Source organism: Planococcus sp. S3-L1 (assembly GCF_030063085.1).
Classification (GTDB): domain Bacteria; phylum Bacillota; class Bacilli; order Bacillales_A; family Planococcaceae; genus Planococcus; species Planococcus kocurii.
The window spans coordinates 115,441-131,403 of sequence record NZ_JASISN010000005.1 but is presented as its reverse complement, the minus strand read 5'-3'; the positions used below and the strand labels follow the sequence as shown (position 1 = coordinate 131,403).

Below are 15,963 nucleotides of genomic sequence, written 5' to 3'. Positions count from 1 at the left end.
GAGGGATATACATGAAAAAAGCTCCATTTTTACTATCTTCCATATTAATAAGTGCTGCATTAGCAGGATGTGCAGAAAAAGAAGCGAGTTCACAGCCTGAAGTAGCTGCAGAAACGATCGATTTACAAAATGAAGTAGATGCCTATAAACAATTTGCGATTGAGCAAATGAACCAATTTGTAGTAGAAACAGAAAAATTTACAGAAGCTGTGAAAAGCGGGGATATTGAAACTGCGAAAGCGATTTATCCACAAGCACGTATGTATTTCGAGCGATCGGAACCAATTGCAGAAAGCTTTGGCGATTTAGATCCCCGTATTGATGCTCGACTTGCAGATATCGAAGAGGCCGGTCAAGGTGAAGAAGACTGGTCAGGTTACCACAAAATTGAGTACGGCCTATGGGTAGAAAATACAACAGAAGGTTATGAAGAAGTAGCGGATCAATTATTGGTCGATACGAAAGAACTTCGTGCTCGAGTCGAAACGGTAGAAGTGACGCCAGACTTAATGATGACAGGCGCAGTCGATTTGTTGAATGAAGTATCTACTTCGAAAATTACTGGCGAAGAAGAAATATTCTCTCATACCGACTTATATGACTTTCAAGCAAATGTCGAAGGTGCAGAAAAGATCTTCCACATTTTAGAACCTGAAATCGAAAAGAAAGATGCGGCACTTACGGAAGACTTGCAAGCAAAATTCGATGCTTTATATGGGCTATTAGACAAACACGCAACGGGTGAAGATGGTTTTGTTTCTTACGAGGAATTGACTTCTGAAGACACGAAACAATTAGCAGAAGCAGTAAACCAGTTAGGTGAACCACTTAGTCGGATGGGTATCATAATGGAGTGAATGTAATGACTGAAAAAGACGAAAAATGGTTGGAAAAGAAAATTTCAAGACGCCATATGCTGAAAATCACAGGAGCAAGTGCAGCAGGAGCTGCTGTGCTTGCTTCTGGAATGGGTGGCATGGCAAAAGCTTTTGGCTTTGACATTCTTGATGACGATCAAACGGCTGAAAACAAAGTTTTGTTTTACGGAAAACATCAGTCAGGCATAACAACTGATACCACCACGCACATTTACTTTGCTTCGTTGAATGTATTGGTGGAGTCACAAAGTGAGTTACAGGACTTGTTTAAGATGTGGACTCCTCTGGCCGTACGTTTAATGAACGGAGAACGATTGGAAGAAAGTTCTCAAGGGGTATTTACGCCACCGAAAGACACCGGTGAATCAGCGGAGTTAGATGCTGCTAACTTAACCGTTACGTTTGGCGTTGGCCCATCGTTATTCGACAACAACAAGCTTGGTCTTGGATCTAAGAGACCAACTGAATTGACTGAGCTGCCTCATTTTCCTAAAGACCAAATTGACGATAAATTTGCAGGCGGGGATATTTGTATACAAGCATGCGCTGATGATCCACAAGTCGCGTTTCATGCCGTCCGTAATTTAGTGCGTGCTGCTACAGGAAAAGTGACATTAAAATGGACACAGACAGGATTTACATCGACACCTAAAGTAAAAGATAAAAAAGAAACGCCCCGAAATTTATTTGCCTTTAAAGATGGAACCGTCAACCCAAGTCCGAAAAGCGCTGTTGATATGAAGGAAGTTGTATGGGTTCAACCTAATGAATCAACAGGCTGGATGACTAACGGAACTTATTTAGTCGTCCGCAAAATTCAGATGCATTTAGAGACATGGGATCGAACTTCATTGCAAGGACAAGAAGCAACTTTTGGAAGACATCGTGACAGCGGCGCTCCAATTGGTAAAAAGAAAGAATTTGACGAAGTCGATTTAAATGCGAAAGATGCTAGTGGCAATCCGCATATTCCAGCCGACTCACATATGGCACTTGCGCGGAAAGTGAAAGATCGGATTTTGAGAAGAGGCTTTTCTTATTCCAGTGGATTGATCGATGAAACAGGCGCATATGATGCAGGCTTATTATTCATTTCGTTTCAGAAAAATCCAAAGCAGTTTATCAATATTCAAAATGCATTAGGACGTGCGGATAAACTGAATGAATATATTACCCATCGAGGTAGCGGTATTTTCGCTTGCTTCCCTGGTATACAAAAAGGGAGCTATATTGGTGAGAAACTTTTTAACGTACTTTAAAATTCTTCTACTAGCGATTGTATTACTATTGGTTCCGGCTCATAATCATGCTTCTGCCGAACAATCTTTTGGTCTTTTCTATGTTTCGATTACCGACGCGATTATGAGCACTCAAAATGATGATGATGTAAAAGCTGTTGAGGCCATTGAAGATTTTCAAAAAGAATGGCAACAGCTAAGCGTTACGGAAGGGGAGGAATCCCAAGCAGTAACGAACTCGCTTGAAAAAGCTTTGGTTGCAACAACCAGTGAAGAGCGATTAACTGCATTAACCGGACTATCAAAAGCACTGACCGCCTACGAAAAAGCTGAAAACCCCGTTGACGAAAAAGCGGGACGAGAGGATTTTTTGCAAGCAACAGAGCCATTTGTCGTTGACTTAAAAACAGCAGTCGATTCTGGAAACACACAAGAAATTCAAGATGCGTATTCAGTTTTTCTGGGGGTTTGGTCGAAAAATGAGCGAGTTGTTCAAGAGCAGAGCATTGCAGCCTATGGGCAAGTAGAAACACAAATGTCCTTTATGCGGATTTCTTTAGCTGAAGATAGTCTTGATGTTGCGGCATTTAGTGAGCAGGTTGAAGCACTTGATCAAACGATTCAAAATTTTGCTGCTGGAAAAATAAAAGAATCAACTGCAACGACTACTTATTCTTTAGCAACTTTGATTGGCTTGTTAGAAAAAAGTGAAGCTTCAATTGAAGAAAAAGAGTTTGACCAAGCTGCAGAGGCGTTGAAGAAATTCATCACAATTTGGCCAAGTGTCGAAGGCGAAATTCGCACAAAAAACGCCGGCTTGTACAGCGAAATTGAAGCGGAACTCCCTCTTCTTGTGAGTGATTTGACTCGTGACGAAGTACAAGTTTCTGCAGTTGTTGAGAAGATTGCTTCTTTAAAACAACAAATCAATTTTATCCAACAAGATACGGAATACAGTTTTTGGGACTCTGCCTTGATCTTGTTACGTGAAGGATTAGAAGCGTTGCTCATTATTTCTGCGTTGATTGCGTTCTTGAAAAAAGCGGGTCAGCAACATATGCAGCATTATGTCTATATCGGAGCGGCAGCGGGTATTGCGGTGAGTATCCTTGCTGCAGTATTGATGTCTACGCTGCTTCAGTCCGGAACCATTGATGCCAGTCGCGAAGTAATGGAAGGCTATATTGGCCTACTTGCGGCAGCGATGATGCTAGGTGTTGGTGTATGGCTTCACAGCAAATCAACTGTCACTGCATGGAATCAATACATTGCAAAACAAATGAACCAAGCGTTATCCACACAAAGCGTTTTGGCCATGACGGTCTTGAGTTTTTTGACGGTATTTAGAGAAGGGGCAGAAACGGTCGTGTTTTATATGGGCATTGCACCGAAAATGTCGACCTTCGATTTTAGTTTGGGAATCGTCCTTGCGCTACTGATACTAGTAGCAGCAGCTTTCTTTTTTGCAAAAGCCAGTAAAAAGATACCGATGCACTTATTTTTTGGTGTAGCAACTGTCTTCATTTACCTGTTAGCATTTAAAATTATTGGCGCGAGTATTCATACCTTGCAATTAACCAATGTGTTGCCAACTCATATTCTTGCTGATTTGCCTGTCATTAATGTCATCGGATTTTATCCATCTGTAGAAACGCTGAGCGGTCAGTTGATATTGGTCATACTGATTGTAGCGACCATACTTTATAAAAAGAACGCAGCTAAAACTAGCAATGTAGCAGTAGAAGGGTGATTACACCCACGAAATTCCTCTAAGGAAGTTCGTGGGTTTTTTGTGTTTGAAAAGATGATTTTACGCAAAGTAAACTGATCCATGCAGGACATCTTACTGAATTTAGCGAAAGATACTAACTAGAAAACGAATAGAAAACGAACTAGAGGAGGAGCTTTATGTTCACTGATGTTCAAGATGTACTTCAAAACTACCGGGATGCTGTTTACGAGCAAGATGTGGAGAAATTCCTTTTAAGCTATGCACCAAATGTTCATGTTTTTGATTGCTGGGAAGAGTGGGAATACCATGGAATAGAGCAGTGGAGTACGATGGTGATAGAATGGTTTCGTAGATTGGCTGAAGAAGAGATGAAGCTTGGGGTAGAAATTCACAAAGAAGCAGGAAAAGAAAATGCAGAAATGGCTTATGTTCATGGCTCTGTTAGCTTTGCAGCTTTAGACCAGACAGGTAAGGAATTGAGAAAGATGAGCAATCGGTTTACTTTTGTTATGGAAAAAATAGACGATTCTTGGCGTATTGTTCATGAACATTCGTCGCTGCCGATTGACATGGAAAGTGGGAAAGCGATTTTTGGATAATCTAAAAATAAAACCCCTGGCAGAAAAACGTGCTTTTCTGCCAGGGGTTTTTGCTTTCTATTCTTTTTCTGTTAAAAAGGTAATGATTAAGAACAGCAAAAATGCGAGCAACAACAAACTGCCACCTACGATGAATAAAATCATGACCAAGGTTTCATTCCAATTAAATGGGTTGATAGTGTATAGCCACATACCCCCAGTAAGCGTGAAAGCTCCAACCATCGCGAGTACACTGTGAATCGCAACTAACTTTTTGAAACGGATGGTATAGACGCGGTAAAAGATCCCCCAAGCAAAGACTGAAAGCCAGCCAACGAGCAGGATGTGTGCGTGAATTGGACGTAGGGCATAATCCATTTCACCTGCCATTTGCGAACCAAGAAACGTACCAAACAATCCAAAAACTGCTGAAAAGCGTATTAAACGAAGACTCCATGTTTTTTCCAAGATATGACCTCCATAAGGTAGTTGAGTAAATCGAGATGCAGAAAAGCAAAACGTTTTTTTCACATTTTTATCGGAATGCGTTTTGTCAGCAATCTGATAGCTACTAGCAGTAGTGTGATTAGCATCAATGATCCCACTGTTGCTAGTGTAATGCTAACTTCTATAGAAATAAAGGGAATCCATGGAATCATCGAACTGCCGGTCCAAAAAAAACTATTTAGACTGAGAGCTCCCATCGCAATTGCAATAAAGCCAAAACCAATAAGCCATCCGAAACGGTAATAACCAATGCCGATCAGCCAGCCAATCAGGTAAAACGTAAAGATATCTAAGAAGAACATACCTGATGCTGAAAACCAACCTGTCGCTAGATCGAATATCATATAAGTGTTTGCATCAATAGGCAGTGTCACAAAAGTGGAAATTAAATGCTCAATGCCGTTAAGCGCAAGTGGAATAAGAGTAACAGCCAGCGCCAAGAAAAATGTGGAAATAACCGTTCCGGCATACAAGTCCTTACGAGTAATGCCTTGTTGAACATAATAGCCTAAAAAACTATATGCTGCGATAATTCCGCACACCAACATAAAAATAGCAACAGAATAGGTTGAAAAGGCGAAAAACCCTTGAATACTGGCATTATTTTTTGATGCAATAACCAATCCAATAACATGAGCAGCCGTAACAAAGAAGAAAAACCAAATACTCCATTTAACCTGTTCGTAAAAAAGGTCGACTGCGACTTTTGAGTAGAGTTTGACTTGCGTCACGTCAACGCACCTCCTCTGTTAGATGAATAAATAGATCTTGCAATGACAAAGGACCAACTTCAAGGCCTTGTTTTTGAGCAGTAAGTCGTTCTTGTTCTGAAATTGTTCCGTAGAACATGACAGATTTCGTAGTGCCTAGTTTTTGCTCGTTTAGTATTTTTCTGTCTGAGACAAAGGCATCGACTTGATCGGTTGCTCCTGTAATAGAAACGCCTTGAGCAGAAATGCTTTCATAATCATCATTCAGTATTAGACGACCTTGATCGAGAATGACAATTTGATCAAAAAGATACTCCATTTCTGAAATCAAGTGAGTAGAAAGAATAAAGGTTCGAGGATGCGTCTCTTGGTCTGCTAAGATTTCCTGATAAAAAATTTCACGAGTAGGGGCGTCCATTCCGAGATATACTTCATCGAAAATGGTTAATGGCGAACGACTAGCCAAGCCGATGACCACAGTGAGAGCCGACTGCATTCCTTTTGATAATTTACTAATCGGTTTGTCTAGTGGTAGATGGAAGCGTTGCAATAAATAATTAGCATACTTTTCATCGTAATTCGGGCGATACCGTTTAGAAAACTCTAGTATAACCGGAATCTTATCATCTTCTTCGCTGTAATTTTTTTCGTAAAGAAAAGCAATTTGCTGCATCTTGTTAGGATTTTCAAAGACAGGTTCGCCATCAATTTCTACTTGACCTTGTGTTGGCTCACGGAAAGCCGCAACCAAAGAAAGAAGAGTGGTCTTTCCAGCACCATTGCGACCGATCAGTCCGTGGATTTTCCCGGGCTCAAGTGTCAATGAAATATTCTTTAACGCTTCAAACTTTCCGAATGTTACTGTGACATTACTTAGATTCACCTCAGCGGCCATCAGATTTCACTTCCTTTCGTGTTTTTGATCAATTCAATGACTTCTGTTTCTGTAATTCCTAGTTTTTGCGCTTCTTGAACAAGGCTTTTGACGTAATTATCAACAAATGCTTTTTTACGTTGTCTTATTAATGTTTGTTTTGCCCCTTCTGCTACAAACATGCCAATCCCTCTTTTCTTAAACAAGATTTTTTCATCTACTAACTGGTTAATCCCTTTCGAAATGGTCGCATGATTAATTTTGTAAAAATTAACAAGTTGATTGGTCGATGGTGCTTGATCACCTTCTTGAAGCTGATCATTGACAATCTGATCTTCAATTAATGTACGAATTTGCAAAAAAATCGGCTTGCTCGAATCAAACGCATTGTTCATTAAAAACACCTCCTATGATCGTGTTAGGATATATGGTTGTATACTTATGTATATAACCATATATCGTAATGAGTTAGTTGTCAATTAACAATGAAAGTTTTTTCAATAAAAAACGTTTTAAGCAGCGCGTAAAGACTACTTAAAACGGGATATGATACGCATGATGGGTGTGGAATAGTTATTCGATTTTATCTCCAAGTTTTTCTTTACTCATCAGAAAGGCAGTTAATAGCGCTAAGAAAGCGGGAACAATCGCCCAGAAGAATGTGCTCGAAATTGAAGAAGATAATGCACTTATCAATTGATCTGTTATGTCAGTAGGGATATTTGCACGCGCTTCGGGAGATAGTAGAGCACGAGAATCTCCTGAAAAACGAGCAGCTTCAGTTCCAAACTGCTTTGTTAAGTTCCGACTGAATAAGTGGCTTTGAATAATTCCAAAAACAGTGATCCCGATGGTCATTCCGAATGTACGCAAAAAGCTCACTGTAGATGTTGCAGCTCCTCGTTTACGAATAGAAAATGGATGAATCGCAGCTGAAGGGATGACGGAAAACGAAGCCCCAATGCCAAGTCCTACCAAAATCATAAACACGACAACCATAAATCGTGGTGTATCAACAGACAGTGTCGCTAACAAAATCATTCCAATTGTCAACAAAGCAAGAGTGGGAACTAAGAAAGAACGATATGTGAATCTCGTCATTAATGCACCGCCAATAGAGGCACTGACAACCGATCCAACCATCATCGGCAAGAGCACGAATCCGGCATTCGTCGCATCGCCACCTTGCACACCTTGAATATAAAAAGGAATATAAACAGAAGCTGTGATAAAAGCAGCACCACTAAAAATGGAAATTAGCCCACTCGTCGCAAACAATCGCTCTTTAAACATGCTAAAGTCGATAACGGGTTCTACAGCACGACGCTCAGCGATAACAAAAACAATCGTGAGTATGACAAAACTTGCAAACAAGGCAAAGCTTTGAAGGGACATCCAAGCGAATTCTTTACCACCTAGTTCAACTGCGAACATTAAAGAAACGACCGCGCCAACTAATGTAGCAGCACCTAGCCAGTCAATTTTCCCTTTAGAGCGCTCGAGTGACTCTTTATAGAAAAAGGCGACCATGATAAAGGCAATCAAGCCAAGTGGGATGTTAATATAAAATACCCACGTCCAGTTAATGTATTCTGTAATGTAAGCACCAAGAAGAGGACCAAATACACTGGAGATGCCGAAAACTGCACCGAACATGCCGCTCATTTTCCCGCGATCTTTTAACGGTACGATATCAAACATAATCGTAAACGCAATTGGCATTAACGCTCCGCCACCGATTCCTTGAATCGCACGGAAAATAATCAATTCGTTAATGGTATCGGCGGTGCCACATAACATTGAACCAATCATAAAAACAAGTAGCCCGAACATAAAAAATCGTTTGCGACCATACATATCGGATAATTTACCGAAAATAGGCATACCTGCCATTTGTGCAACTAGATATGCAGAAGTTACCCAGACAAATTTATCGACACCGCCAAGCTCCCCGACAATAGAAGGAAGGGCAGTGGTGACAATCGTATTGTCCATGGCTGCGACTAAAATCGCTAGCAATAATCCACCGATGACCACTTTAATATTACTCTGACCTGTATTGTTCATGATTTCCACCCGCCATTCTTTTAGAGTATGTAAAAGATATTCATATCATAGTCCTCTGTACAAAAAAAACCAAATTCGAATGCACGATTTTAACAATAAAGAAAGTTTTTTTGAGTTATTGCTCTTTTTCAATATCATAGAGACAGTATGGTAAAGTTAAACTAAAAGGAGAAGATATCGAATGAATACTCTTTTTATCGCGGGTCATGCTAGACTTCCAGCGGGGATGGCCGCTCAAAATATATATGAAACGTTGACCATTACTGCAGAAATTGATAAGAATTACAGTGTGATTGTATCGGCAAGCTGCACATTGGCAACAGCTCACGGCCAAGAGTTTGTCCAACAGTTACTGAGAGGCTATAGTTTGCAAGACGGTATTGAAAAACCATTAGCAGATATAAAGGCTCATTATCTTGGAAAAGCAGGAAATGCTTTGGCTTCTGCATTGAAAGACCTTTTTAAGCATTATGAAAGCTATAAAGGAAGCTCCCGGTCATCTTAAAAATAACAGTAAACTATCAAAAACTGAATCTTAGCAGAAGCAGCAATAAAGAGGTTAGCTTCAGTTTTGTTGGGTATACAACAAGTAAATCTTTGGAATCGGAGTGATTAGAATGGCGAGAAAAGGCACAGCAGGAAAAACTCCTGAACAACAATCGGCTCCTTCACAATCGGTAATTGATAAAGCCGTCAAGAAAACAAAAGAAGCTTTCGACAGCGACAGTGAGGCGACTAATTACGAAGACGCTACAGATGAAATGGAGAAAGCGAAAGATTATTCTAAAGAGGCGCCCCATAAACGAAATGGAGAAAACCGGACTATTTAGTTAGTCTGGAGAAAGTGATGAATAGTCAGATTAAACACTCTTTTCGATTTACAAACCCTGTGTTCTGTATTACAGTGATACTAAGAGTCGTGTTAAAACGTTACAGCGTTTATCTCGCACGATCTGTACGATACGAAAAAAATTATGCTGCCTAGTCTGCTGAAATTTCTTTTCAGGAGTTTCATACGTAGATAAAAGCCAGTCCATTCAGACAAGCAGTTTTGCTGTTGTCTTTTTTGGCTGGCTTTTTTGCATGGCAGTTGCAGGGAAAGGAGAGGTGAACGTGGCAGGAGCATTGGCAGGCATGAAGATACTCGATTTATCACGCGTTCTGGCTGGTCCTTATTGCACGATGATTTTAGGAGATCTCGGGGCAGAAGTAATCAAAGTGGAAGCGCCCGGTGGCAGCGATGAAACCCGTAAATGGGGTCCTCCTTTTCAAAAAGGGGTCAGTGCTTATTACCTGAGCGTCAATCGCAACAAAAAAGCCATTACTGTTGATTTGAAAACAGCAGAAGGTGTCGCTACTATTAAAAATCTTGTAGCAGAAAGTGACGTGGTCGTTAGTAATTTCAAGACCGGTACGATGGAACGCTTGGGACTGGGTTATGAGACATTATCGCTTATTAATCCAGCTATCGTATTCTGTTCGATCACGGGTTTTGGCGAAACAGGACCTAACCGACATTTACCAGGTTATGATTTCATTATCCAAGCGATGAGCGGACTTATGAGCATAACGGGTACGAATGAGTCAGGGCCTCAAAAATCAGGCGTTGCGATTGTCGACATACTGACTGGATTGTATGCCTGTATTGGCATACAGGCGGCAGTGCTCGAGCGCGTTCACTCAGGAAAAGGACAAAAGCTAGATATCTCTTTGTATGATACAGCGGTTAGTGCGTTAGTGAACATCGGTAGCAATTATTTAATGGACGAACACATACCAACAGCTCTAGGCAATGCGCATGCCAACATCGTTCCTTATCAGACATTCCGAACAGCTGATGGAGAAATGGTTATTGCTGTTGGCACAGATCAGCAATTTCAGGCACTGTGTACGGTTTTAGGGAAACCCCAGTACGCAGTGGACGAACGTTACGACAGCAACCCGAAACGAGTAAAGAACCGTGACAGCCTTGTGCCATTATTGCAGGAAGCTTTGTTGACACAAAAAACAGTGTATTGGCAGGCTATATGCATAAAAAATAACATCCCAGCCGGACCCATTCAGACGATAGCGGAAATGATCCATGATCCACAGCTTCAAGCACGTGATATGTTCATTGAACAAAATCATCCGACAGCTGGAAAAATTAAATTGATAGGCAGTCCGCTAAAGTTGTCGCGGACACCGGTCAAAATGGAACGTCATCCGCCAAATGTGGGAGAACATAATGAAGAGATTTTAGGGCAATATTCTATTACGTAATTCACTTTATTAGTAAGGGGAGATTGACGATGAATTTTTCATTCACAGAAGAACAAGACATGTTGCGCAGCACGACACGAAACTTTGTCGACAAAGAAATCATGCCATTTATTGAAGACTGGGACCGAGCAGGTAAATCAGATCCAGCGATTTATGAAAAATTGGCAAAGCTTGGATTGATGGGTGTCTGTATTCCCGAAGCATACGGAGGCAGTGGCATGGATTACAATTCGCTAGCAATCGTTTGCGAAGAACTTGAACGTGGAGACACGGCTTTCCGTACTGCCGTTTCTGTCCATACGGGATTAAATAGCTTAACCATTCTTCAATGGGGAACAGAACAACAAAAGCAGCAGTACTTAATCCCACAAGCAAAAGGGGAAAAGATGGGTGCTTTTGGATTGACGGAACCAGAAGCCGGATCGGATGTTGCAGCTATGAAATCGACTGCTGTGAAACAAGGCGATCATTACGTGTTAAACGGCCAGAAAACGTGGATTTCTTTATGTGATGTGGCAGATTATTTTCTCGTCTTTGCTTACACGGGCGACCAATCACAAAAGCATGGAGCGATTTCTGCCTTTATTGTCGAACGTACGTGGCCAGGATTTTCCTCGAAGGCAATTAAAGGAAAACATGGCATACGAGCAGGAAATACAGGAGAACTGTTTTTTGAGGATGTTAAAGTACCGAAAGAAAATTTGTTAGGGCAAGAAGGCGAAGGATTTAAAATTGCGATGTCGGCACTAGATAACGGTCGATTTACGGTTGCCGCTGGAGCAGTTGGGCAAATTATGGCATGTCTTGAGGCAAGTGTGAGTTATTGTCACGAGCGTCAGACATTCGGTAAAGAAATCGGTAGACATCAGTTGGTTCAACAAATGATTGCAAAAATGGAAGCAGGATTCCAGATGAGCCGTTTGCTCGTTTACCGTGCAGGTGAATTAAAAAATACAGGAAAACGCAATACACGTGAAACGTCTTTAGCAAAATGGCAGGCTTGTGATTTTGCCAATCAAGCAGCGGACGATGCTTTCCAAATACATGGAGCTTATGGTTATTCCGATGAATATCCAGTCAGCCGTTATTTGCGCAATTCCAAAGCACCTGTTATTTACGAAGGAACACGAGAAATTCATACAATCATGCAAGCAGAATATGCTTTAGGTTATAAAGAAGATAAGGCGTTGTCGAAAACTTTACCTGCTTGGGAGCATCAAGCCGATCCGACAACTAGCCGCTAAGGATTTGTTTTAAAGTTGGAAGCCCCTGAGCGAATGGCAGTCAAGTTTTGCAAAGGGGTTACCAGCTTTTTTTCTTTTCATCAGGTTGGTTTAGTTTTGAAAAATAGAAAAGACTGAATTCTCTTTCGTTACAGATTAAATGAGTCGATTAATGCGTTATACTAGAATGGAGAAGTTTTTTCATCGCTATAGCTACAGTGAATATTGGAAGTAAAGAAAAACTATACAAAGAGGAGAATGATGATGGAAATTTTAAAACGTTTTAAAGATATTATGACGAGTAATATTAACGCTTTACTAGACAAAGCAGAAGATCCTGAGAAAATGATTGATCAGTATTTACGTGATTTGAACAGTGATTTAGGAAAAGTGAAATCGGAAACAGCCGCAATTATGGCAGCTGAAAAACGCGAACGCCGCGAACTGTCAGAGGTTGAACAAGAGATTGACGACATGCAGCGCTATGCCGTAAAAGCTTTAGAAGCAGGCAATGAAGACGATGCGCGGAAGTTTTTGCAACGAAAAGCAGAGCTTTCTGAAAGAGTAACAGACAAAGGAACAGCCGTTGAACTCGCAGCGGCCAATACACAACAAATGCGCCAAATGCATGACAAGTTAGAGTCGGACATTGGAGAACTTGAATCTCGCCGTTCAGAGCTAAAAGGCAAAGCTGCAGTTGCAAAGACACAAAAACGCATGAATGATTTTGCTTCTTCAGTAGACGGTGCAGGCGAGCGGATTTCTGCTTTTGATAAAATGGAGCAGAAGATCAACCAAGAACTTGACGAAGCCATTGCTATGACCGAACTCAACAAAGGATCGGAAACAGATATTAAAGATTTGGCTTCGAAATACGATAGCGACACATCTGTCGACGATGAATTGGAATCGCTAAAAGCAGGCATTAATGTAGACGATGAACTAGAAGCATTGAAAAGTCAGTTGGGCAAAAATGAATGATATGTGCAGTGTAAGAAGTTCCTTTAAGTTGAAAGGGGCGTAAAAGATGGTCATTCAGTATAAATGTCCGAACTGTGGTTCAGACATGGCGTTTGATAGTGAGTCAGGGCACCTGTCTTGTTCGAACTGTGGCAGGCAGGACAACATTGAGACGTTTCCTGAAACCAATATCTTACGAAAATTTGATCCACAAGAAGCGAAAGAATATCACTGTGAAAACTGCGGCGCCGTTATTTTGACCGAAGCACAAACTACTGCGACACATTGCAGTTTTTGTGGAGCACCCGTGTTACTTGCAGACAGATTAACAGGTGACCTGGCTCCGGCCAAAGTAATTCCTTTTACGATTAGCAAAGATGAAGCTGTCGCTGCATTTCGAAAATGGACGAATAATGGGCGATTGACACCAAGAGGTTTTACCAGTGGTGACCGCATTAAAAAAATGACCGGTATGTATGTGCCGTTCTGGCTGTACGACATTGATGGCACAGCGGATGTGGCAGCGCTTGCGACTAGAGTGCATAGCTATACGTCGGGCGATACGATCTACACAGAGACTGATTTTTATGATATTCGTAGAGAAATAGACCTTAGCTATTTAAAAGTTCCAGCAGATGCCTCGGAAAAAATGGACGACGAATTGATGGACAAGCTGGAACCTTATAATTACGAAGAATTGAAAGATTTCAAGATGCCTTATTTGGCAGGCTTTCTTGCCGAAAAATACGATTATGACGAAGAAGCGCTGTACTCACGGATCGAGTCGAAGATCGTCCCTTATATCGATTCGTACATAGGCAGCACCATTTCAGGCTATTCGACTGTCAGCTATACCCATAAGCAAATTCTGACGAATAAGAAAAACGTCTACTATACGTTGTTTCCTGTGTGGATGGTTTATTATGATTTCGACAATAAGGAACATACTTTTGCGATGAACGGTCAAACCGGTAAGGTAGTCGGTAAACCGCCAATTAGTGGATTTAAAGTTGCAGCTTGGTTTACCGGTATTGCGGCTTCCGTTTTTGCAGTCATGAAAGTGGTTGCGTTCGCTGTAGGAGGTGTTCTATGGTGAAGGCTTTTCAAGGTACATGGCTTAAAACTCTTTACTTATTGCTAATACTGGTGACTATAACTGGAGTCACTGCATTTGCTGCAGTGGATCAACATGTTTACGATAACGCTAATTTGCTTAGTGAATCAGAAATCGCAGAATTAGAAGCTGTGGCAACAAAATACAGTGATGAGCAAGATACGGACTTCCTGTTCTTAACTTTGGTAGATGAAAAATCGTTGTCGATTATGGAGGACATGGGTGATTTTTATGATGCATGGTCTGTAGAAAACAATCAAAAAAATGCGGTGCTGCTGACGATGAACATTGCCACACGCGATGTTTACTTAGCGGGCTTTGGTACGGCAGAAACATCACTAGATAATAAGCGGGTCGATTTGGTACTAGATCGAATTGTTCCCGAAATGCAAAACGGCGACTATGCAGATGCTTTTCAGGAGACCGTCACTACATCAAGCCGCTATATGGAATATCGACCAGGTGTCAATCCGGAAAACATTCTTCTTAAAAGCTGGTTTCAGCTGCTAATTGCGTTGTTACTGGCGACAGGTGTTGTCGGATTCATGTTATACAATTCTGGTGGACGTGTAACAACGACTGCTAGTACTTATTTTGATGGGGATCATACAAAAGTGACCGGTACGCGTGACCAATTTCGCAATAAAACCGTTTCCCGTCGTAAAGTTCCGAAGGCTAACAGTGGAAGCGGCGGAGGCTTTGGTGGGGGCGGAAGTACGGGAGGCGGCGCTTCTTTCAGTGGAGGCGGTCGTAAATTTTAAAAACAGATGATAGAAAAGGAGGAGAAACGAAGAATGGGTTTTTTTGGCAATCAATTTTCAGATGTAGTGGAATGGGAAGAATTTAGGGAAGATCAGATTTTCTGGAAGTGGACGAATAATGAAGTGAAAAAAGGGAGTAAGTTAATTATTCGTCCAGGTCAGGATGCCGTCTTTATGAATAATGGCAAAATCGAAGGGATTTTTGAAGAGGAAGGCGAGTACGATATCGAATCACAAATCGTGCCATTTTTGTCGACCTTAAAAGGCTTTCGTTTTGGCTTTAATAGCGGTATGCGTGTAGAGGTATTGTTCGTCAATACAAAAGAATTTACGGTTCGATGGGGGACGCAAAATCCAATTAATATCCCATCCCCACAGTTGCCAGGCGGTATGCCAATTCGTGCAAATGGAACGTTCCAGTTTACAGTAAGCGATTATATCGGCTTGATCGATAAAATTGCAGGCGTTCGAGATAGCTACATCGTTGACGATGTGAAAATCCGGATTACGGCGATTTTGGATCAACTCTTGATGAGATGGATTAGTAAAGAAGGCAAGGACATGTTCAATTTGCAAGCCAATGCGCATGAAATTGGACAAGGCATTCAAGACGATTTGAATATGCAATTGATGGAAGATGGCTTAAAAGTGACAGGCTTCCAAGTGATGAGCTTTAATTATCCGAAGGAAATTCAGGATATGATTAACAAAAGCGCATCACACGGAATGGTCGGGGACGTCGCCAAATACCAACAGATTTCAGTGGCCGATGCCATGGGCAAGTCATCTGGGTCCAATGCAGCCTCTGACATGGCAGGTATGATGATGGGAATGAACATTGCCAAAGAAATGATGGACGGTCAGAAAGAACAAGAGTCCAGAAAGCAGCAAAATACAGCGGGTACAGGTTCTATGGATTCAGCAACACAATCAGGTGCTAACGATAAGCCAGCACCAAAATTCTGTCCGAACTGCGGCCAGAAAAACGAAGGGGCCAAGTTCTGTCCGAATTGCGGGCAAAAGCTAGTTTCATAAACAAAAAACCCACTGCTAGGATAT

17 protein-coding genes are annotated in these 15,963 nt (G+C 41.4%); 12 read left to right on the top strand and 5 right to left on the bottom strand.

Annotated elements, in window-relative coordinates; translation table 11 throughout:
• Positions 1-11: 11 nt before the first annotated feature.
• The 4 genes from efeO to QMF37_RS07450 all read left to right on the top strand — a co-directional run bounded on the left by efeO (position 12) and on the right by QMF37_RS07450 (position 4,447).
• Entirely contained in the window at positions 12-857 is an 846-nt protein-coding gene (gene efeO, locus QMF37_RS07465) for an iron uptake system protein EfeO (RefSeq protein WP_071154538.1), read from the top strand.
• 5 nt (positions 858-862) lie between these two features.
• Positions 863-2,137: an iron uptake transporter deferrochelatase/peroxidase subunit gene (efeB, locus tag QMF37_RS07460; protein WP_078080178.1), complete on the top strand. Its 1,275-nt coding sequence runs from the start codon at positions 863-865 to the stop codon at positions 2,135-2,137.
• Positions 2,112-3,866 (top strand): FTR1 family iron permease, encoded by a 1,755-nt coding sequence (locus QMF37_RS07455; protein WP_078080179.1) that lies wholly within the window; start codon positions 2,112-2,114, stop codon positions 3,864-3,866. The genes efeB and QMF37_RS07455 overlap by 26 nt, the downstream gene beginning before the upstream one ends.
• A 158-nt stretch (positions 3,867-4,024) precedes the next feature.
• Positions 4,025-4,447 (top strand): YybH family protein, encoded by a 423-nt coding sequence (locus tag QMF37_RS07450; RefSeq protein WP_071154537.1) that lies wholly within the window; start codon positions 4,025-4,027, stop codon positions 4,445-4,447.
• Positions 4,448-4,504: 57 nt separating this feature from the next.
• Here QMF37_RS07450 and QMF37_RS07445 read toward each other — a convergent pair whose 3' ends face one another.
• From QMF37_RS07445 to QMF37_RS07425, 5 genes are all read right to left on the bottom strand, one after another.
• Positions 4,505-4,894: a hypothetical protein gene (locus QMF37_RS07445; protein WP_078080180.1), complete on the bottom strand. Its 390-nt coding sequence runs from the start codon at positions 4,892-4,894 to the stop codon at positions 4,505-4,507.
• 59 nt (positions 4,895-4,953) lie between these two features.
• Positions 4,954-5,664 (bottom strand): hypothetical protein, encoded by a 711-nt coding sequence (locus QMF37_RS07440; protein ID WP_071154536.1) that lies wholly within the window; start codon positions 5,662-5,664, stop codon positions 4,954-4,956.
• 1 nt (position 5,665) lies between these two features.
• Positions 5,666-6,538, bottom strand: a complete 873-nt coding sequence (locus tag QMF37_RS07435) for an ABC transporter ATP-binding protein (RefSeq protein WP_078080181.1) — start codon at positions 6,536-6,538, stop codon at positions 5,666-5,668.
• Positions 6,538-6,912, bottom strand: a complete 375-nt coding sequence (locus QMF37_RS07430; RefSeq protein ID WP_049694831.1) for a GntR family transcriptional regulator — start codon at positions 6,910-6,912, stop codon at positions 6,538-6,540. The genes QMF37_RS07435 and QMF37_RS07430 overlap by 1 nt, the downstream gene beginning before the upstream one ends.
• A gap of 178 nt (positions 6,913-7,090) precedes the next feature.
• Positions 7,091-8,584, bottom strand: a complete 1,494-nt coding sequence (locus QMF37_RS07425) for an MDR family MFS transporter (RefSeq protein ID WP_071154535.1) — start codon at positions 8,582-8,584, stop codon at positions 7,091-7,093.
• Between the two features lie 181 nt (positions 8,585-8,765).
• On the opposite strand from QMF37_RS07425, the gene QMF37_RS07420 reads away from it, so the two are divergent.
• The 8 genes from QMF37_RS07420 (at position 8,766) to QMF37_RS07385 (ending at position 15,939) form a co-directional block, all read left to right on the top strand.
• Positions 8,766-9,089: a DUF3870 domain-containing protein gene (locus QMF37_RS07420; protein WP_071154534.1), complete on the top strand. Its 324-nt coding sequence runs from the start codon at positions 8,766-8,768 to the stop codon at positions 9,087-9,089.
• Positions 9,090-9,201: 112 nt separating this feature from the next.
• Positions 9,202-9,414, top strand: a complete 213-nt coding sequence (locus tag QMF37_RS07415; RefSeq protein ID WP_058386157.1) for a hypothetical protein — start codon at positions 9,202-9,204, stop codon at positions 9,412-9,414.
• Between the two features lie 283 nt (positions 9,415-9,697).
• Entirely contained in the window at positions 9,698-10,846 is a 1,149-nt protein-coding gene (locus tag QMF37_RS07410; RefSeq protein ID WP_143039559.1) for a CaiB/BaiF CoA transferase family protein, read from the top strand.
• Between the two features lie 29 nt (positions 10,847-10,875).
• Complete coding sequence (locus QMF37_RS07405; RefSeq protein WP_058386155.1) at positions 10,876-12,090, top strand: acyl-CoA dehydrogenase family protein; 1,215 nt, start codon at positions 10,876-10,878, stop codon at positions 12,088-12,090.
• 243 nt (positions 12,091-12,333) lie between these two features.
• The gene (locus QMF37_RS07400) at positions 12,334-13,050 is read left to right on the top strand and encodes a PspA/IM30 family protein (RefSeq protein WP_071154532.1); all 717 of its coding nucleotides are present in this window, start codon (positions 12,334-12,336) and stop codon (positions 13,048-13,050) included.
• A 46-nt stretch (positions 13,051-13,096) separates the two neighbouring features.
• The gene (locus QMF37_RS07395; RefSeq protein ID WP_071154531.1) at positions 13,097-14,125 is read left to right on the top strand and encodes a TFIIB-type zinc ribbon-containing protein; all 1,029 of its coding nucleotides are present in this window, start codon (positions 13,097-13,099) and stop codon (positions 14,123-14,125) included.
• Entirely contained in the window at positions 14,119-14,904 is a 786-nt protein-coding gene (locus QMF37_RS07390) for a TPM domain-containing protein (RefSeq protein WP_071154530.1), read from the top strand. Before QMF37_RS07395 ends, QMF37_RS07390 begins: the two co-directional genes overlap by 7 nt.
• 33 nt (positions 14,905-14,937) lie before the next feature.
• Positions 14,938-15,939: an SPFH domain-containing protein gene (locus QMF37_RS07385; RefSeq protein ID WP_071154529.1), complete on the top strand. Its 1,002-nt coding sequence runs from the start codon at positions 14,938-14,940 to the stop codon at positions 15,937-15,939.
• Positions 15,940-15,963 lie beyond the last annotated feature (24 nt).